This is a genomic window from Altibacter sp. HG106 (genome assembly GCF_028561755.1).
Classification (GTDB): domain Bacteria; phylum Bacteroidota; class Bacteroidia; order Flavobacteriales; family Flavobacteriaceae; genus DFVG01.
The window spans coordinates 97,595-116,001 of record NZ_JAQQTD010000004.1 but is presented as its reverse complement, the minus strand read 5'-3'; the positions used below and the strand labels follow the sequence as shown (position 1 = coordinate 116,001).

The following is an 18,407-nucleotide window of genomic DNA, read 5'->3' as shown; positions in this document are numbered from 1 at the left end:
ACAAAGGTATTATAAATTACCGAGTAACCACTTTCTTCGTTTCGAAAGAAGCTCTTTAGAAGAAATAGCGTGCTATTGGAAGGAGCACTAATAACCCCAACAACAGTTCCCGGAACCAGCGTTCATCAATTCGTTCAATATAGGTTGTTATTCCGATGGCTACTGGCGGAACCAGCAAGAGCATTTCGGTACCGGTACGCGCTCCGGCGAGAATAACGGTTCCCAGGGCCACGATCATCCAATGATGGACCAATTGATAGTTGGAAAGCTCCTTTTTAGACACTTTAGACATGCGAATACTTCGATACCCGAGGGCCCAGATCAGTAAGACCAGCAAGACTCCCGCCGGCAACACCCAGGTGATGTTGTTGTAAGCGGCCAAGGAACTATCCACTGCAGGATTCCACCCAATAAACCACGGCAGCACATCGTAAACCAGATACTGTATCGCTGTCGTGATCACCAACACTGCCGCGACACCTACCGGAGGCATCAAAAGCATTTTGTAATGAACATTGGCGCGTTTCACCAGGGCAACGTATAACACCAACAAGAAGAGTATGGCCCAAAAATAAAAGAGCGACGCCAAGGTGATCCAGATCGCCGCGTCTACGATCTTTTTTCGGGTTCGGTGCGGAGACTGTAAGCTGAAAATGCGTCGCATCGCCAGCAGTACGAAGAGTTGAGCCCAGAGAATAGAGGTGTCTCGTATGAGGTTTGGAAACGAAATATAAAATGAAACTAAGATGAGTCCCGCGAAGGTATTGCTCTTCGTGAGCGTATTTTTCCGAAGTAAGAAATCGAACAAAAAGACTGTAAACGCCAATACCAACCATTGCAGCAGCATGACCGCAAGTTGAGAGGGAGTCATTTCAGGAGGTATAACCATCCATTGATATACCCCCAAGACGCCGACGAGCACTACGGTGAGCACGACGTAATTGATGGGTCTAGAATTTCCAAAAAAGCTTGTAAGCATTGGGGTTTATTTCTATTTTTGCTGTCTAAATATACTGATATGGAATGGAAAGATGTTTTTTACGCAATCGAAGACCTGTTCGTTAACGTACTGTTTGTGCCTTACGATGCGCTTCGTTCATTAGAGCTTGATAGCTGGTGGGCAGCGAACATTATGTCTTGGCTTTTTATGGCCATTGGGTTTGTCGCGTTCCTATATTGGATGAAAGAATTAAAAACCTTCAACGATAATAACGAGGAAGACCGTTCTCAAACGTCGCATTCGTTTTTGGGGTAAACCTTCCCTTAAAGGTCAAACCCGATATCGGTTCGATAGTACATCCTGTCAAAATGTAGTGATTCTATATTCTGATAGGATTTTTTTAGTGCCTTTCTGAAATCTGAATCCAAGGAAGTAACGGCCAACACACGTCCGCCGTTGGTCACAGCCTTTGCTCCTTCCAGACGTGTCCCCGCGTGAAAAACAAGACTGTTCTTTACCTCTGCGAGTCCCGAAATTTCCTTCCCTTTTTCATAGGCTTCCGGATAGCCTCCCGAAACCAACATCACCGTGGTAGCCGCTTGCGCATCGATTTGCAGATCGATTTCTGAAAGTCGTTGCTGGTACGTCGCTTCTAACAAACGCACCAGATCGGTTTGGATGCGAGGTAATACCACTTCGGTTTCCGGGTCACCCATACGAACATTGTATTCGATCACATAAGGATCGTTATTCACCTTGATGAGTCCGATGAACACAAATCCACGATAATCGATCTCCTCTTCTTGAAGTCCGTGTACCGTTGGTTTTACAATGCGTTCTTCTATTTTCTTCAGAAATTCTTGATCTGCAAAAGGCACCGGACTCACGGCACCCATGCCTCCTGTATTGAGCCCCTGATCGCCTTCTCCAATCCGTTTGTAGTCTTTGGCGGTTGGCAGGATCTTATAGCTTTTTCCATCGGTCAACACAAAAACACTCAACTCAATACCCTCCAAAAATTCTTCGATCACCACTTTCTCGCTGGCCGCACCAAATTTGCTGTGCGATAACATGTTCTCCAGTTCCTGCTTGGCGGTTGCAAGGTCATCGAGGATTAACACTCCCTTCCCGGCTGCAAGTCCGTCTGCCTTCAATACGTAAGGCGCCTCCAGTGTCTCCAAAAATGTTTTTCCGGCCGCCAACGAGTCTTTCGTAAAACTGGCATAGGATGCCGTCGGAATGTTATGTTGGGCCATAAATTCTTTTGCCCGCTCTTTACTTCCTTCCAAAAGGGCGCCTCGCTTCGAGGGCCCAATGAGCATTACGTGTTGGAGCGTCTCATCGTCTCTAAAAAAGTCGCTAATTCCTTGTACCAGGGGATCTTCCGGACCTACCACAACCATGGTTATCTGATGTTTCAGCACCCTACTTTTCACAGCTTCGAAGTCGGTTACCGACACGTCGATATTCGTCGCGATGGTAGCAGTTCCGGCATTGCCTGGAGCCACGAATAGTTCTTGACAGTGCTCACTTTTTGAAATGGCGTGGGCAAAAGCGTGTTCTCTTCCGCCTGACCCTAAAATTAAGATATTCATTCTGACCTGTTTTCTACTTCAAAAATACAGTCTTTTCCCCCCAAATAGCAATAATTGGGCACCAATTGTTTCGGAGCAAAGGGGATTTCTTATTTTTGAAAAAATCACGCCGTGAATCACAAAAGAAAAACCCAACTATTCCACTTTTTAGACCTCCTTCCCCGGCGTTTCGGTTTCGCACTCTATCACACCTTACAGCGGCTAGCGGACAAGAAATCCCTTCCGCAAAAAATCCAGCCTGCGGAAGCCACTTTTCGCAACGCACAGACAATACTTCAACAACACGGAATCAACCTAGAGAGTAGCTCCATTATCGAGATTGGTTCGGGGTGGCTGCCTAGCATCCCTTACTTTTTTCTTTCCGAAGCAAAGGTAGCTGAAGTACACACTTACGATTTCAACCAACATTACAATACCAACGCAATCACGGCACTCAATGCGGTGTTTAAAGAACGTTTTCCGAAGTCCTTTCCTCCTATACAACCCAACAATTATGGATTGGCACAAGGCGTGACCTATCACCCTAAGACCAACCTTATTCATAGTGCCTTACCAAACAGCGCTTTGGTGTTTTCTAGGTTTGTATTAGAGCATGTGACGCCAGAAGACCTTCGCGAGATGCACCAAAAGTTTAAGAAGGAGCTTCCTGCAGGAACTCATATTCTTCATTTCATTTCGCCAAGTGACCACCGCGCCCATAGCGACCGCTCGCTTTCGTTACAGGATTTTTTGCAGTATAGTGAGGCCGAATGGAATAAAATTCAGACGAAATTTGATTATCACAACCGCTTGCGCTTACCGCAATATTTGTCGCTCTTCAAGGGGTGTGCCCTAGAAGTATTGTCGGTGTCGCACGACAACCCAGACCCTGAGTCGAAACGCTACCAACAATTTAAAGCGGTAACCGTTCATGACGACTTTAAAGATTTTACAGAAGAAGAGCTCACCGCCGGAAGTATTGTTGTTTTACTTAAAACCTAATGCAAAATATCTTTGAACTTACGCTGCGACTCAAAGGCTTTCCCATCAGGAAGGCCAAGGAGACCTTGCAGCAGATTCAGGATATTTCTGAAGCGAAGTATCCCAACTACGTTCAGGAACAACGAGACGCTATCGTTCAGTATCATAAAGAGCATAATACGTTCTATCAGGATTTTCTCGCCGGAGTTCCTGTTACTTCTTGGGAGACCCTTCCTATCATGACAAAAGCAGATCTCCAACAACCCTTGGCACAACGACTGTCGCATGGATACACCCCTAAAAATGTGTACGTGAATAAAACCAGTGGCTCCAGCGGGCACCCGTTTGTGTTTGCCAAGGACCTATTTTGTCATGCCCTTACCTGGGCTGAAATCATGGATCGCTTTGGATGGTATGACCTCGACTTCCACCGTTCGCTTCAGGCACGCTTCTACGGAATACCCCTAGACCGCTGGGGATATCAAAAGGAACGACTGAAAGATAGATTGAGCGCGCGCTATCGGTTTCCCATTTTTGATCTTTCCGAAGAAAAGATGCATGCCTTCCTCTCTGTTTTCCGAAGAAAGCCATTTACCTACATCAACGGGTATACCAGCGCTATTGTCTTGTTTGCGAAGTTCTTGAAGAAGCAAGGTCTGGTGCTCAAGGAAGAATGTCCCAGTCTGAACTATTGCGTCGTGACCAGCGAAATGTTGTACGATTCTGATAAACGATTGATGGAAACAGTTTTTGACGTTCCCGTGGTAAATGAATACGGCGCCAGCGAACTGGATCTCATCGCATTTACCAATCGCGAGGACCGGTTCGTGGTGAATAGCGAAACCTTATTCGTCGAAATCGTCAATGCCCAAGGGATACCTGTGCCCAACGGTACTACCGGGCGCATTGTAATTACATCATTGTACAACAAGGCGCACCCCATGATTCGATATGACATAGGCGATTGGGGCGCCCTTTCGGAAGACAGCACTTCTAAAGCCCCGATATTAAAAAAACTCGTTGGTAGAACGAACGATGTGGCGCTGCTACCCGGAGGAAAACAAGTTCCGGGGCTTACCTTTTATTATGTGACCAAAAGCGTTATTGAAGACGATGGAAATGTAACCGAGTTTGTCGTGGCACAAACGGGCGCTGAAGCCTTTCGTATTACCTACGTTTCGGAACGAGCACTCAACAAAAAGGAAATCAGCACTATTCAAAAAGCTCTGGAGAGGTATGTTGGGAGTCGTTTGGAACTCAGCTTTGAGCGCAAAGAAGTACTCGAACGAAGTGCTCGCGGGAAGCTCAAGCAGTTTATTTCAGAATTATAGCTTCTGAATGTAACGAGGACGCACCAGAAAGTATTCCCAGAAAAAGCGTAGTAAGTAGTACACCGACTTCAACGTTCCATACCCCAAATGTTGCTTGTAGAACAAATAATTATACTTGATCAGCTTCCATTTATTGGCGCTTAACGATTTGGAGCCCGTTCGGTAATACGCCAGATCCTCCTGTAGTCCTAACGCAGGACCACCGCTACGCTGTATGGCTTCCAGCCACAACGCCCAATCTTGGCGTTTCCGAAGCAAGGGTGCTTCAATCTTACCTAAGGCCGCTACCTCGTACATGCCTGTAAGATTTCCAATATAATTGTTGCTGTGTTGCTCACAATAGCTCAGAGTAGGTCGCGCCACTATCCTCGTTCCCGTGGGATGTCCAGCAGGATCAATGTGCAGATAGCTCGTATAGCTCACCGCGCAGGAATGATCTTTCATGAAGTGTAGCTGTCGTTCTAGTTTCTCGGGGTGCCAAAGGTCATCGGCATCCAGAAAGGCAATGTAGTCACCCTTGGCGGTTTCTGTGCCCCGGTTTCGACAGTATCCAGAGCCGCTGTTGGTATTGAGTGAGATCAAGGTAACGCGTTCATCATTCGCGGTAAAGGTTTGTACTATTGCTTCGGAACCGTCTGTGGAAGCATCATCTACGATAATATGCTCCCAGTGAGCGTATGTTTGCGCTTGTACACTTTGAAGGGTTTCAGCTATCGTATGGGCTGAGTTGTATAAAGGAGTAATAACAGATATGAGTGGTTTTGAGGCCATATCAATAGGCTTTTTCTTCTCCTTTCAACGCATTATAAACCGTCTGAAAAACAATTTTGATATCCAGTAGTAAGCTCCAGTTTTCAAGATAAAAAATATCGTACTTCACCCGATTGATGATATCGTTGTCGGTTTCTACTTCTCCGCGATATCCACTTACCTGTGCCAAGCCGGTAATACCTGGTTTCACGAAGTGGCGCACCATAAATTTATCGATGCGTTCTGCGTACATATGCGTATGACTAACCATGTGGGGGCGTGGTCCCACCACCGACATGTCACCTTTGAGCACATTGATAAACTGCGGGAGTTCATCGACGCTCGTTTTACGAATAATTCGCCCCACGCGGGTTACACGGGTGTCTCCCTTGGTAGCTTGATATAAGTTTGCTTCCGGATTGGGTCGCATGGACCGAAACTTATAGCAATAGAACTCCTGGTAGTCTAAACCATTTCGCTTTTGCTTAAAAAACACCGGTCCTCTGGATTCCAGTTTGATAATAATGGCTAAAACAGGCGTTAACCACGAGAGCAAGCCGACAATGATAAATGTAGAAAGTACAATGTCGAAAGTGCGTTTGATAAATTGATTGAACGGTTCATCAATCGGAATTTTCCGAAGCGACACTATGGGCAACACGCCGTAGTATTCGAAATCAAGTCGCTTGGAGTAAATTTCCTTATTGTCTGGCAAGAATTTGAGGATCTTAAGATTGTTATCGGCATAGTCGATTAACTGAATCATTTGCGCGTTGGTAAGGGCCGAAACAGACGCGTAGATTTCATCTACCGGATTCTCCAGTAGGTAGTCAATCGCGTCCTCGATGGTACTCTTATCAGGGCCTCTTAAGTTGAAGATACTTTGCAGTCGGTATCCATATTCCGGATTGTCGGTAAAAAACTTCCGCAGCTGATCGGTCTTTTGATTGAGCCCTACAATCACCACCGTTCGGGTATTTCCACGAAGTAAGGAGCGATATTTTTTCAGCAGAAAATAGATGGTAAACTTCACCACCGTAATGGCCAGCATCACGTACATATTGTACCAGAAAATAGACCAGGGATCTTTCTCGATCGTATTAAAGAAGCCGAAAAACGAAAAAACGATCAGAAAAAACACCACGCCTTGCTTTCCAATCAAGGACATGATTTTAGTGACGTGGGTAAAGCGATAGATCTCGTAAAAATTGGATTTGAGCGAAAGCACAATCCAGCCCGCCGTCACGTAGATTATAAAATATAGATAGGTGTTGCTAAAATTGAAGAAGGGAAAGGCAAAGGCATAAATAATCAGTAGGTCTATTCCGTAAGAAATAGGCCTTATAAATCCTGAGTATCGTCCTCGCTTAAAGAGCATTGTTAACTTCTTATGTGCTTTGAAAAATCCTTATGCTCGCTTTTAAAAAGCTCTTCTTTGGTAAGCCCTCTAAAATAGGCATAGGTTTTTTCCATTCCCACCTCACGCGACACCTTGGGCTCCCAACCCAAGAGTTCTTTCGCAAGCGTAATATCGGGCTGCCGTTGTGCCGGATCATCCTTTGGCAGCTCTTTATGAACAATTTTTTGATCACTATCGGTTAGTTTCAACACTTCCTTGGCAAAATCCAAAATCGTAATTTCTTCAGGGTTCCCAATGTTTACCGGCAACGAATAATCGCTCAACAATAATTTATACAAGCCCTCAATCTGATCGTCAATATAGCAGAAGGATCGGGTTTGCAATCCATCTCCAAAAACGGTGAGGTCTTCGCCTCGGAGTGCCTGCCCGATAAAGGCCGGTATCACCCGCCCGTCATTCAGTCGCATGCGGGGCCCATAGGTGTTGAAAATTCTAGCGATCCGCGTTTCTAGTCCGTGAAAACGATGATAGGCCATGGTCATCGACTCCTGAAACCGTTTGGCCTCATCATAGACGCCTCGCGGCCCAATGGTATTGACGTTTCCGTAATACGATTCATTTTGGGGGTGTACAAGTGGGTCGCCATACACTTCCGAAGTAGAAGCGATCAAAATACGCGCCTTCTTTTCTTTGGCCAATCCTAAGAGATTGTGTGTTCCCAAAGAGCCTACCTTCAGGGTTTGAATCGGAATTTTCAAATAGTCTATCGGACTCGCGGGTGAGGCGAAATGAAGAATGTAATCGATAGTACCCGGAACGTGCACAAAGGTAGTGACATCGTGATGATAGAACTTGAAGGCTTCATTCTCGAAGAGGTGGCTGATGTTCTTTAGGTCTCCCGTGATGAGATTATCCATGCCGATCACATCATACCCCTCTTGAATGAATTTATCACACAAATGAGATCCTAAAAATCCCGCTGCCCCGGTAATAAGTACACGCTTTTTCATAGCCTACGCTTCTCTTCTACCGATAGAGACATAGGTAAACCCTTCGGCCTCCATATCTTCTACATGGTATAAGTTCCTACCATCGAAGATGACAGGTGTGCGCAATCGTTGCTTTAATTTTTGATAATTTGGGGTTCTAAAGATGCTCCATTCGGTACAGATCACCAGTGCATCAGCACTTTCCAGCGCATCGTACATGCTATCTGCATACTGAAGTTTGTCGCCGTATTTCTTTTTAATGTTTTCCATCGCTTCCGGATCGAACACCTGAAGGGTTGCGCCGCGTTCTAGGAGGGCGTCCATAATGTCCATGGAGGGAGCTTCCCTAATATCATCGGTTTCTGGTTTGAAGGCCAATCCCCAAATGGCAAGTGTTTTTCCGCTCAAATCATCTCCAAAATGTTTGGTGATCTTTGGAACCAACACCGTCTTTTGGCGTTTGTTCACTGCTATAACGGAGGCTAGTAATTTAAAGTCATAATCCTGATCTTTTCCGGCTTTGTGCAAGGCTTTTACGTCCTTCGGAAAACAAGAGCCTCCGTAGCCAATTCCCGGAAACAAGAACCGCTTCCCGATACGGGTATCGGTTCCTACGCCTACACGAACCTTATCTACATCGGCACCCACCTTTTCGCAGTAGTTCGCGATCTCGTTCATGAAAGTGATCTTGGTCGCTAAAAACGAATTCGCCGCGTATTTGGTAAGTTCCGCCGATTTCTCGTCCATGATGATAATGGGGTTGCCCGAACGTACAAAAGGCGCGTACAGTCGCTTCATTTGCTCGGTAGCGCGATCGCTGCTACTTCCCACGATAATGCGTTCTGGCTTCATGAAGTCATCTACCGCAAAGCCTTCGCGTAAAAATTCAGGGTTAGAAACTACATCGAACGCTACCTCCGTTTCGGCAGCAATCGTTTTATGAACGCGTTCTGCGGTACCCACGGGCACGGTACTTTTGTCTACGATAATCCGGTAGTCTGTCAAGAGTTTTCCTATCTCCTTGGAAACATTCAACACATAGGAAAGGTCGGCAGAACCATCTTCATCTTCGGGTGTAGGCAGGGCTAGAAAAATAATGTCTCCATGCGCTACGCCTTCTTCCAGGGAAGTAGTAAACGTCAAGCGACCGGCCTTGATATTTCGATCGAACAGTATGTCTAAGTGCGGTTCGTAAATAGGTACCTCTCCTTGACGCATACGCGCCACTTTATCGGCATCAATATCGACACAAATCACGTCATTCCCTGTTTCCGCCAAACACGTTCCGGTGACCAGGCCTACGTATCCCGTTCCAACAATTGTAATTTTCATGCAAAATGGTTTAACTCCCGCAAAAATAAGGAAGTATTTCTAAGCGGGTGGAATTTGCGCGCTATAATTCCAATAAGGCCTTGGTTGCCTTCTGAAGAATGGCTTCTTTCGAGAAATGTTGAATCACATACTGCCGGGCCTGCGCTCCCATTTGGGTTGCTTTTTCTGAATCATTGTAGAGCGTATCAAAGGCTTGAAGCGTAGCAGTAATGTCATTTTCTGAAATGTAGAATCCGCCGTTGGCATCGTTCATGGAGGTTCTCACTTCCGACTCGGGATGGCCTGTGATCACGGAAGGTTTTGCGCTGGCCATCATGCCCAGAATTTTCGACGGCATCACGCTATCGCGTACCTCGGGCTTTTGAAACAGAAAATGGGCGTCGGCACTACACAACAAGTCCGATAAGGTTTCATAGGGTACCGGAGGATACCATGTGATTTCAGAATAGGGCGCTATCATCGCCTCAACATCTTTTCTGCGGGCACCGTCCCCTACGAGCACCATGTTATATTTCGACCAATCCACCTTAGAAATGAACTGTTCGAAAAATGCCCAGTCTTGCTTGTCGCCTATGTTTCCGGAATAGAGTAGGGTGAATTTTTCTTCAGAAGCATACGGGTGCGGCTTGCTAGTTTCTGGGTCGATAGCGGAAGCATCGATCCAATTGGGAAGCAAATAGGTGTCGCTTGCTGTTTTTTGCTTCAGTTTGGCCACCATGGTGTGGCTGATGGTGCTTACGCGATCGGCGCGATCTAAAATGCTTCGCTCGAGTTGAGACAGCAGGCGATGCGGAAGGCTTTTCTTCGTGCTTTTTTGCTGAACCAATCCCGATTGAAACGCGGCATCAAATTCAAAATCCTGAATATGAACCCAATGCTTGGCGCGGTGTTTTCGGCGGTGCCAGTTTCCTAAAAAGGCCGAACTAGTAAAGGGTATTATCGAAATAACAAGGTCACATTGATCAATCTTCCGCAAGTTGCGAAAACTTCCGAAAGTAAAATCAATTATATGCCAGACGCGCTTGAGAAAGGTGGGCTGTTTGGGCGTGTACTGTTTGTATCGATATACCGTCATCCCTTTGTAGGACTCTTTCAGAAACGATTTTTTGCCTTGATAGGCAGGGGCGATTTCCCATTGCGGATAATAGGGAAAGGCGGTGACAATCGATACTTCATACCCTGCTTGCGAAAGATATTCGGCCCATTGAGTAGAATAGAGCCCGATAGCCGAGTCTTCCGGAAAGAAATTCAAACCGATAAAAGTGATAGTTTTTGGCAAGGCATCCATTGTTAGCTCGCAAAAGTACAGGATAAAAATGAATAATTTAGGACGTGTGCTGAGTGGTATTTTGGGTGGTCATTTGGTACACACCTTCCAGTACCTCCAAGTTCTTCGTTGGAGTAAATTCTTGTTCGTATTTGTTTCGTGCCTGCCGGCGCAGCAATCCTTGGTCTGACTGCTCAAACAATTCGATCTGCTTCACAAGACTTTCAGCACTGCCCTTTTTATAATGTCTTCCCGTTTTTCCGTGTTCAATAAGGTATTTACCATTCCCAAAGTCAGGAGCCAGAATAGGGGTGCCAAAAGAATAGGATTCTAGAATTACCAAACTCAATCCTTCATACATTCTGGAAGCAAATACCGTAGCTTTGGCACCTTTGAACCAGGCTTGTGTTTGCTCGCGGTTTTGTTCTCCTTTAAAGACAATGTTGGTGTGTTGTTGGGTTTCGGCCTTTAAGGTCTCCAATAAAGGACCCGTTCCTACCACCACCAGGTGCTTTCCGTTCTTTTTAAAGGCTTCAATAATACATTCTATGCCTTTTTCTGTCGCGATTCTACCTACAAAAAGATAATAGTCCCCAGCATCTAGTGAAAAACCGTGATCTTCGGCAAAGTTGGGTTTGATGTAGCACTTTTCCTTCGGAAAAGAAAGATGAGAGCGCTCAAAAACCGACTGTTGAAATTGCGTAAGAAAAATGATAGCGTCAATCTTGTGTTGCCAGGTTTTTCGATAATTATGAACCGCGTTCGCCGTGGCTTGAAAAAAGGAAGCGAGTCTTGACTCTTGATAGCACGCGTGTTGAATGCCCGGAGTAGGAAACTTTTTGGAAAGGCATTTTTCACACAACTGCTGATCACGGTATAGGAGTCCGTTGATACATAACAATCGATAGTTGTGTAGCGTAAGCACCACCGGAATGTTGAGTTCCTTACAGGCATCAAACACAGCAGCGGTGAGTACCGGTAAAAAATTATGCACATGCGCAATATCCGGCTTATGGTGTCTCAAAAAAGTTTTGACCTTGCGCTTTTGCTCGAAAGAGTAGGGAAGGCTCAAGGCGGTTTTTAGCTTCTTCCCCGTTGTGTTTATCTCTTTGTTATGAACGAAATACTGCGATACCTGGTGTCCGCCCCCTTCTAACAATTTCTTTTCATTGGCCACCACGATATCTTCCCCGCCACGATCAAGGTATGTGTTATGAATTTGAGCAATATGCATGACTTATTGAGCGCTTTCGTTTTCTCTGCTGAACCAGCTAAAAAAGTTCAGAAACAAGGCAAAGTAAATAACCCCGTCTTCGCGCTCAAGGATGTTTTCCGTGAACATCACAATTCCGTAGAAGATCAGCACCAAGATGAGCAATTGATTGTTGAAGCGTATCGCGTACACCATATTGATCCCTAAGAAATACAGGAAGGCCAACAACAGAACAATTCCGCCAATCAACAACAGACTAAAATACTGATTATGGGCATTGAGTTCTTTGTTGTAGAGATAGTCGTTGCCGCGGTCTTTATAGCCTTCATACAAGGCATCGTTGTGATCACCTATTCCGTAGCCGGTAAAGAAGGCTGCTTTGATCTTTTCAGCAGCAGTCTCATAAATGGTATAACGTACATTAGTAGAAGTTACCGCACCTTCTTCAATAGTTTCGATGGTGAGCAGCTCAATAAAATTATTGCGGGTCTTCGGAATAACGGCTAAGAGTCCGATCAACAAGATGAGTCCGATTACATAGGGCCGAAATAATTTGTGCTTCCGCTGAAATACGATATACAGAAAAGACACGGCCATCAGCGCCAGTAGCGGTCCTTTTTTAGCGTAGAGGATCAAGAAAAGTACTAATACCACCGCGATGAGACCTAAAAGGATTTTTATTCCTTTCTGCTGAAATTTTGAGAACACATACAGAATAAACATGCTGGCAATACTGCAATGCATGGAGAGATAAATAGGATGGATCTCATATTTGCCCGTATCGACTACCATCGCCGTTGGAAAATGTTTTAGAATACCTTGAAGATCGTAATTAGGGTTCGATAAGTAAAAATAGAAGAATGGTACCACATTAAGTAGGAACACCGCCAGGATATAGACCAACAACAACTTTTTTAGATGCGGCTTTACAAAAGCGAAGGTGGTTGGCTTAAACATGGCAAACAGCAGGGGGAACACTACTAAGGAGGCCATGGTTTGCAGCTTGGCAAAGCCGTACTCCATATTTTCCACATACAAAAGGGTAGGGATCATTACTAAATACGGCAGGCTGTTGGTTAAAAAAAAGCTTTTATGAAACGTCCATCCCTGTTTCACGCTGGCTACGATTGTCGCGACGGCAAAGAATAGGATAACTAACGCTTTGAGGTTCGAAGGAAACACCGGCAGCGCGAAGAGCAAGCCCAACGCGATGATAAACAGGGTGTTTATAGGATTATTACTCAGGTTTTTTTCCATGACTGCTTTTACTACTAAACCACTCCAAGGTTTTACCGATCAATTTCGGAAGTACCCAAACTCCTGCCAAGATACCAATATAGTACGAGTACGCATTGGCAAAATCGCCTCGAAGTAAAAAGATAAGGTGAATGGCAAAATAGAATGCCATGATTTTTTTGATGTAATCGGTGCTCTTGAGCCAGGACAGTAACTTCACAATTACCAACGCCAACAGGATCGCCATAAGGATGACGCCCACTATTCCAAAGTTAATATAGCCTTCACTGGGGAAAGGATTCGAGAGGTTATTGTACCCGAAGCGATAATCTGAAATTAAATAGTCTCCAATAAAAATTCCTGTGGTATCGGGCTTGCTCTCCCAAATACCTCTGGGCACAAAGAAAAAGAGACCGCTCAGCAATTGGTGCCCCCAGGTAAGTCCTTCTTGTTGCACATAGTCGATGGTCGTCATAAAGTTGGCAAAAGCATCGTAATTAAGCGTGTTGAACGCCGAGGTAATGCCCCCTCCCTTCATTTGTTCAAAAAAGATCATCGGATCTTTATAGATCTCCTCAAAGGTGGCATCGCTATGCGTAAAGATGGCCGACAGGGGAAACAGAATCACCATGGTAAAGAACAGGAAGAAGAGGGTCTTGAAATTGGTATTCAATAGTTTCGGAAGAAATAAAAAAATCAGAGAGATGTAGATGGGGCCTAGCGCGTTCCGCTTTTCGGTCAACGGGTTTTTGAACCAAAGTAATAACACTAGAAAACCTAGCATCAGGGCAATAGCCACCACAAAATTTAAGGCTTTTTTCTTGTCTTTTACCAGGTACTGAACGCACAGCAACACCCCGGCAAAGGGTAAGAGAAATAATACTTTTTTATAAATCAACAGCAGCGCGGTAGAATACGGAGAGGCCATCCATGAGGGACGGCTGATTTCATTCAATACAAAGCCAATACTAATGACAAAAACACCCAAGGAGATCCCAAACAATATCAAGATCCACACGGGAAGAACGCCTTTAAGACGCTCTGATATCTTCGGAATTTTTCGCAACGAAGGAACTTTTTTAAAGAAAAAATAGCTAACGATGAATACCGTATGAAACAAGCAGGTCATAATGTTGGTGTAGATCACCAAGTCGGGCCGGTAGGGGAAATTCGTCATGAATTTCGCGTTGGGTTCCAATGAATTGATCTGTACGATTGGCGCCACCGTAAAAAAGAGGAAGAAGAATACGATGTAGGCCGACAAGAAGGGGGAGAACTCTTTATCTACAAATAAATGAAGGCACAGAATAATGGTGAGTAGCAACTGACTGCCTAGAAAAGAGAACCATACCCCAATGTTCGCATCAAACAACGAGAAGAGCATCAGGCTTATCCCGAGGTATATCACTAGAAATAACGCTTTAGCTTTCATCGGCGGGTTCAATTAATGAAATAAACGGGGCAGCCATTTCTTCAACAGAATAGGCGTTGGCACACCGCTTTGAAATCTCCTTTCGCTTTGCGATCCATTCGTCCTGCTGCCGATAAATACGTTGCAGTTGTTCTGTAAAATCCATTTCACTATCGGTGTCAAAAAACACCGCGTTTTCGCCTTCCTGAAGCGCTTCTATTTCAGGAGAATGATTCTCCTCTCTTGAAACCAGCATCGGCACCCCAAACCCTAAACTCTGTGTAATCGAAAGACCCACATAGCCCGGTGAAATACTAAAAAGTGACTGTGTATACAACGTTCTAAGTTCTTCATAGTTAGATATTTCTCCAAACAACCGAATACGATCGCGCATGGGGTGGGCATGACACCAGTTTTCAATTTGTTCGCTTTGCTCTCCGGCGCCCACCACCCAGAGCTGCACATCATCCGGCAGCGTCTCAGCCGCTTTGGCAAAGGCTTTCACCATAAAAAACGGTTTTTTCTCTGAGGTAAGTCGGCCCACATAGATTAGATGTCGTGGGTGTGTACTCGTTGCTTGCGCTTCCATTTGATCTTTTCGATACAAGGCGTTAGGCGCCGCAAAAACTTGTTTGTTAGGCATCTTTTCTTGTAACTCTTGGCGTTGCTTGTGTGTATATACAATGATGGCAGAGGCCATTTTTCGCATAGCATGACGCAGGGTATCGGTCCCGGCTTCTTTTCCGGCTCTTGGCCAGGCATGCCCCCAAAAGACTGTTTTTCTTCGGAATACCGCACGAATTACCGCAAACATCCAGTTGGAAACAATCCTGGGGTTTAATTCTAAGACGAGTACGGCCTTCGAAAATAGCAGATGCCAATGCCCTGTTTGAAATAACAGTTTCTTCTTCAGAAGGAAATAGTTCTTCAAGCGCTTTGCGTTAATCGACTCAAAATCGGAGGTAATAGACGACTCAAAATAGCGGTCCCCAGCATAGAGCGTAAAGCGATCTCCCAGTACTTTTTGCAGTTGTTGGAAGAAGGCACTTCGATAGTGCGGTGTGGTTGTTTGTATGATCACTAATCGCTCTTTCATACCGCTTTTTTGTCTTTTCTGAACCGCAGGTAGGCCACCACAAGCATCACCGCTTCAGTCACCACGGCTGAGGTGGCGACTCCATAAATTCCGAAGTACAATCCGCCAATAATCGCCAACACAAGATTAACTCCTCCGGCCAACATCATGATAAACATACGTTGTTTATAGTTCTTGATCGCCGGAAAGTACAGGCCTAAAAACAACATATTAAGTGAGGAGAAAACCGCAATAAGCCCTAGTAATTGTAGCACGCCGCTATAACTTTCAATGAAGGTATCATCGTATACAAAATGGAGAAGATCGGAAGCCAACCAGTAGATGAGTCCAGCGAGAAATAGACTTGACAACAGTACAGGCACTCTCAGTTTTCGTACAAACGCTCGAACCTCAGCCAATTTTTTCTTCGCCAACCATGGGAAAATCGCCTGATACAAGGGAACGTACACATTTTTAATCGCCAAGATCAATTTTTCCATACTCGCATACACTCCGGCAATGGCCTCTCCGCCAATCATACCCAGAATAAAAGTATTGCTTGAGGCGTACAAACTCGTGGAGAAATTAGACACGAACAGGCTGGACGATTCTACCACCAATGCCTTTGAGGCCCGTACTTTTGGGCGAACCCAGTGAATGTACTTCAAGCTATAGAGGAGTCCGATGACCCCGGCCAGCACAAAACCACCGCCGTAGCAAATAGGTACCCAAAGATAATCTTGAGGATTTAATACCACCAAAAAAATGGAGGCCGTGAAAATACCTTTTGCCAGCACATTGATTATGGTAATAACCCGCATTTTCTCAATTCCCTGAAAGAACCAGGTAGGAAATATCGCATGACCTATAACCATGATAAAGCTTAATAGATACACCCAGGGATCTGCCTGAAATCTGGGAACGGCACTTACCAAAAGAGCAACGATCCCAAAGGCGACTACCAGTAGCGCCCCTTTTACCAAAAACACATTCCAAAAGAACTGAGAAAGTTTCTTCTTGTCTTCTCGTAACAACGACACCTCTCGGGTAGCGCTAATATTGAAACCAAAATCGACGATCACGGTAAGAAAGACCCCAACCGCTTGAGCGATCATGACCAATCCGTATTTTTCGGGGCCTAGTGTTCTCACTAAGTAAGGCAAGCTGATTAAAGGCAATAAAAAATTGGCTCCCTGAATGAAGAGCAGGGCCGTATAGTTTTCTATGATGGTGCGCCCGCTTTTACTTTTCCATACGGCTTTGAACATGGCGTTACTTTTTGATAAAGAAAGTCGTGTCGGTCACCCCATTGGTGGTCCATATGGAGCGCCAGTTCTTTACAGTTTCATAGAAATGTGACCAAGAAGGCTCCATGTTATCGGGGTTCGGACCCAGAGCGTGGGGCGAGGTAGTGCTGTACGGTAAATATCTGTGGGAGTCGTCTAATAGGAGTATCCCTCCCATTTTTAGCTTGTCTATAGCCGTATTCGCGATAGCGTCCCGGTGTTTTCCGTCAACAATGATAAAGTCGATAGAGGCGTCAGGTAATTCGTTCACAAACTGGACGTAGGGCGTAGCCTCAGGCGAACGGCCTTCAGCTGTTTTAAATAAATAGGTAACATTCTCACATTTCTTGGCTTTTAGCTGCCCCTGGATACGATCGAACCATTCTTTATGATCTTCAATACTGGTTAATTGAGCACAGCGTTGGGCGTACCAAACGGTGCTACGGCCTGAGCCCATTTCAACGCCAACATCGGTTGGACTTAACAAACTATCTAATAAGGTGATCGCAGTAGGGTTTACCCAAGGCAGCTCTGGATGCTTCTTTTCAAAAAGATAGTTTTGAAGTCGGTTGTACACGTATTTTGGGCTCCAGTGCTTTTTGATCATAAACTGTTATTTTGAAGATACCAATGGTATAGTTTCTCTATTCCTTCATCCAGGGAAACCGTATGTTTCCAACCCAACGCATTGAGTTTGCTAACGTCTGTAAGCTTTTTGAAGGTGCCATCGGGCTTTTCGGCATTAAAAACAAGGTCGCCTTTAAAGCCAACGGTTTTTTTGATTTGAAGGGCGAGTTCTTCAATGGAAATATCGACGCCTGTTCCAATATTGATGTGGGTATTCCGAACTTCTTCGGAATCGGATGACGTTACATCGCTAAAGTCGCGATGCTGCATTAAGAACACGCAGGCATCGGCCATATCCTGACTCCATAAAAACTCACGGCGCGGCCGTCCTGTTCCCCAAATTTCAACGGAGCTGTCGCTCACACCAAAACGTTCCAACACGGTATTCACTTCTGCTTCCGAAGCCACCCCTAAATTGGCTTTAATCGCCTCATGGTCACCTTCTGAAAGGAGTTTAGCAAGGTGCATTTTACGGATCAACGCAGGTAGTACATGCGATTTCTCCAGATCGAAATTATCATTATATCCGTAAAGGTTTGTAGGCATGACCGAAAGAAAATTAGTCCCGTACTGAAGGTTGTAGCTCTCACACATCTTTATCCCGGCAATCTTAGCGATCGCATAAGGCTCGTTAGTATATTCCAAGGGGCCCGTAAGCAGCGCATCTTCCGGCATGGGTTGCGGTGCTTCCTTCGGGTAAATACACGTGCTTCCCAAGAACAAAAGCTTCGTTACCCCGTGGACATAGCTTTGATGAATCACATTATTCTGAATCATCAGGTTTTCATAAATGAAATCTGCCCGGTAGGTGTTGTTAGCAACAATTCCGCCTACTTTGGCAGCCGCTAAAAACACGTATTCTGGTTTTTCCGAAGCAAAAAAGGAGGCAACCGCACTGCTATCCGTAAGATCAAGTTCGGCATGAGTACGGGTCAAGAGCTTAGAATACCCCTGGGCTTCCAACGTTTTCTGAATCGCGCTTCCTACCAGTCCCCGATGTCCCGCAATGTAAATCTTTGCGTCTTTCTTCATGCC

General features: G+C 45.2%; 17 protein-coding genes. 3 read left to right on the top strand and 14 right to left on the bottom strand.

Annotation, left to right across the window (positions count from 1 at the left end):
• Positions 1–55: 55 nt before the first annotated feature.
• Positions 56–979, bottom strand: a complete 924-nt coding sequence (locus PO830_RS07830) for a DUF6427 family protein (protein ID WP_272852993.1) — start codon at positions 977–979, stop codon at positions 56–58.
• 39 nt (positions 980–1,018) lie between these two features.
• Here PO830_RS07830 and PO830_RS07825 point away from each other — a divergent pair, with 39 nt between their 5' ends.
• Entirely contained in the window at positions 1,019–1,255 is a 237-nt protein-coding gene (locus tag PO830_RS07825; protein ID WP_272852992.1) for a DUF6341 family protein, read from the top strand.
• Positions 1,256–1,263: 8 nt separating this feature from the next.
• On the opposite strand, the gene purD is transcribed toward PO830_RS07825, so the two are convergent.
• The gene (gene purD, locus PO830_RS07820) at positions 1,264–2,535 is read right to left on the bottom strand and encodes a phosphoribosylamine--glycine ligase (RefSeq protein ID WP_272852991.1); all 1,272 of its coding nucleotides are present in this window, start codon (positions 2,533–2,535) and stop codon (positions 1,264–1,266) included.
• Positions 2,536–2,646: 111 nt separating this feature from the next.
• On the opposite strand from purD, the gene PO830_RS07815 reads away from it, so the two are divergent.
• Both PO830_RS07815 and PO830_RS07810 read left to right on the top strand, forming a co-directional pair.
• Positions 2,647–3,516, top strand: a complete 870-nt coding sequence (locus tag PO830_RS07815; RefSeq protein WP_272852990.1) for a hypothetical protein — start codon at positions 2,647–2,649, stop codon at positions 3,514–3,516.
• Complete coding sequence (locus PO830_RS07810; RefSeq protein WP_272852989.1) at positions 3,516–4,826, top strand: phenylacetate--CoA ligase family protein; 1,311 nt, start codon at positions 3,516–3,518, stop codon at positions 4,824–4,826. The genes PO830_RS07815 and PO830_RS07810 overlap by 1 nt, the downstream gene beginning before the upstream one ends.
• On the opposite strand, the gene PO830_RS07805 is transcribed toward PO830_RS07810, so the two are convergent.
• From PO830_RS07805 to PO830_RS07750, 12 genes are all read right to left on the bottom strand, one after another.
• Positions 4,821–5,597, bottom strand: a complete 777-nt coding sequence (locus tag PO830_RS07805) for a glycosyltransferase family 2 protein (RefSeq protein WP_272852988.1) — start codon at positions 5,595–5,597, stop codon at positions 4,821–4,823. The genes PO830_RS07810 and PO830_RS07805 overlap by 6 nt on opposite strands.
• A 1-nt stretch (position 5,598) precedes the next feature.
• Complete coding sequence (locus PO830_RS07800; RefSeq protein ID WP_272852987.1) at positions 5,599–6,954, bottom strand: undecaprenyl-phosphate glucose phosphotransferase; 1,356 nt, start codon at positions 6,952–6,954, stop codon at positions 5,599–5,601.
• 2 nt (positions 6,955–6,956) lie between these two features.
• A complete protein-coding gene (locus PO830_RS07795) occupies positions 6,957–7,946 on the bottom strand; it encodes a UDP-glucuronic acid decarboxylase family protein (protein ID WP_272852986.1) in 990 nt (329 codons plus the stop codon).
• Positions 7,947–7,949: 3 nt separating this feature from the next.
• On the bottom strand, positions 7,950–9,257 hold the full coding sequence (locus PO830_RS07790; protein WP_272852985.1) for a UDP-glucose dehydrogenase family protein: 1,308 nt from the start codon (positions 9,255–9,257) through the stop codon (positions 7,950–7,952).
• Positions 9,258–9,318: 61 nt separating this feature from the next.
• Complete coding sequence (locus tag PO830_RS07785) at positions 9,319–10,545, bottom strand: WcaI family glycosyltransferase (protein WP_442870062.1); 1,227 nt, start codon at positions 10,543–10,545, stop codon at positions 9,319–9,321.
• A gap of 37 nt (positions 10,546–10,582) precedes the next feature.
• Positions 10,583–11,758 (bottom strand): glycosyltransferase family 4 protein, encoded by a 1,176-nt coding sequence (locus PO830_RS07780; protein WP_272852983.1) that lies wholly within the window; start codon positions 11,756–11,758, stop codon positions 10,583–10,585.
• A 3-nt stretch (positions 11,759–11,761) separates the two neighbouring features.
• Positions 11,762–12,994: an O-antigen ligase family protein gene (locus PO830_RS07775; RefSeq protein ID WP_272852982.1), complete on the bottom strand. Its 1,233-nt coding sequence runs from the start codon at positions 12,992–12,994 to the stop codon at positions 11,762–11,764.
• Complete coding sequence (gene wzy, locus PO830_RS07770) at positions 12,975–14,405, bottom strand: O-antigen polysaccharide polymerase Wzy (RefSeq protein WP_272852981.1); 1,431 nt, start codon at positions 14,403–14,405, stop codon at positions 12,975–12,977. The genes PO830_RS07775 and wzy overlap by 20 nt, the downstream gene beginning before the upstream one ends.
• Positions 14,395–15,480: a glycosyltransferase family 4 protein gene (locus PO830_RS07765; RefSeq protein WP_272852980.1), complete on the bottom strand. Its 1,086-nt coding sequence runs from the start codon at positions 15,478–15,480 to the stop codon at positions 14,395–14,397. The genes wzy and PO830_RS07765 overlap by 11 nt, the downstream gene beginning before the upstream one ends.
• Complete coding sequence (locus tag PO830_RS07760) at positions 15,477–16,727, bottom strand: oligosaccharide flippase family protein (protein WP_272852979.1); 1,251 nt, start codon at positions 16,725–16,727, stop codon at positions 15,477–15,479. The genes PO830_RS07765 and PO830_RS07760 overlap by 4 nt, the downstream gene beginning before the upstream one ends.
• A gap of 4 nt (positions 16,728–16,731) precedes the next feature.
• Entirely contained in the window at positions 16,732–17,352 is a 621-nt protein-coding gene (locus PO830_RS07755; RefSeq protein ID WP_272852978.1) for a class I SAM-dependent methyltransferase, read from the bottom strand.
• Positions 17,349–18,404, bottom strand: coding sequence for a GDP-L-fucose synthase family protein (locus PO830_RS07750; protein ID WP_272852977.1), 1,056 nt, complete (start codon positions 18,402–18,404; stop codon positions 17,349–17,351). Before PO830_RS07750 ends, PO830_RS07755 begins: the two co-directional genes overlap by 4 nt.
• Positions 18,405–18,407: the final 3 nt, after the last annotated feature.

Excerpts from the sequence above, each read along its gene's own strand:
- PO830_RS07830 (WP_272852993.1), bottom strand. The coding sequence starts at position 979 with ATGCTTACAAGCTTTTTTGGAAATTCTAGACCCATCAATTACGTCGTG.
- PO830_RS07825 (WP_272852992.1), top strand. The coding sequence starts at position 1,019 with ATGGAATGGAAAGATGTTTTTTACGCAATCGAAGACCTGTTCGTTAAC.
- purD (WP_272852991.1), bottom strand. The coding sequence starts at position 2,535 with ATGAATATCTTAATTTTAGGGTCAGGCGGAAGAGAACACGCTTTTGCC.
- PO830_RS07810 (WP_272852989.1), top strand. The coding sequence starts at position 3,516 with ATGCAAAATATCTTTGAACTTACGCTGCGACTCAAAGGCTTTCCCATC.
- PO830_RS07805 (WP_272852988.1), bottom strand. The coding sequence starts at position 5,597 with ATGGCCTCAAAACCACTCATATCTGTTATTACTCCTTTATACAACTCA.
- PO830_RS07800 (WP_272852987.1), bottom strand. The coding sequence starts at position 6,954 with ATGCTCTTTAAGCGAGGACGATACTCAGGATTTATAAGGCCTATTTCT.
- PO830_RS07795 (WP_272852986.1), bottom strand. The coding sequence starts at position 7,946 with ATGAAAAAGCGTGTACTTATTACCGGGGCAGCGGGATTTTTAGGATCT.
- PO830_RS07790 (WP_272852985.1), bottom strand. The coding sequence starts at position 9,257 with ATGAAAATTACAATTGTTGGAACGGGATACGTAGGCCTGGTCACCGGA.
- PO830_RS07785 (WP_442870062.1), bottom strand. The coding sequence starts at position 10,545 with ATGGATGCCTTGCCAAAAACTATCACTTTTATCGGTTTGAATTTCTTT.
- PO830_RS07780 (WP_272852983.1), bottom strand. The coding sequence starts at position 11,758 with ATGCATATTGCTCAAATTCATAACACATACCTTGATCGTGGCGGGGAA.
- PO830_RS07775 (WP_272852982.1), bottom strand. The coding sequence starts at position 12,994 with ATGGAAAAAAACCTGAGTAATAATCCTATAAACACCCTGTTTATCATC.
- wzy (WP_272852981.1), bottom strand. The coding sequence starts at position 14,405 with ATGAAAGCTAAAGCGTTATTTCTAGTGATATACCTCGGGATAAGCCTG.
- PO830_RS07765 (WP_272852980.1), bottom strand. The coding sequence starts at position 15,480 with ATGAAAGAGCGATTAGTGATCATACAAACAACCACACCGCACTATCGA.
- PO830_RS07760 (WP_272852979.1), bottom strand. The coding sequence starts at position 16,727 with ATGTTCAAAGCCGTATGGAAAAGTAAAAGCGGGCGCACCATCATAGAA.
- PO830_RS07755 (WP_272852978.1), bottom strand. The coding sequence starts at position 17,352 with ATGATCAAAAAGCACTGGAGCCCAAAATACGTGTACAACCGACTTCAA.
- PO830_RS07750 (WP_272852977.1), bottom strand. The coding sequence starts at position 18,404 with ATGAAGAAAGACGCAAAGATTTACATTGCGGGACATCGGGGACTGGTA.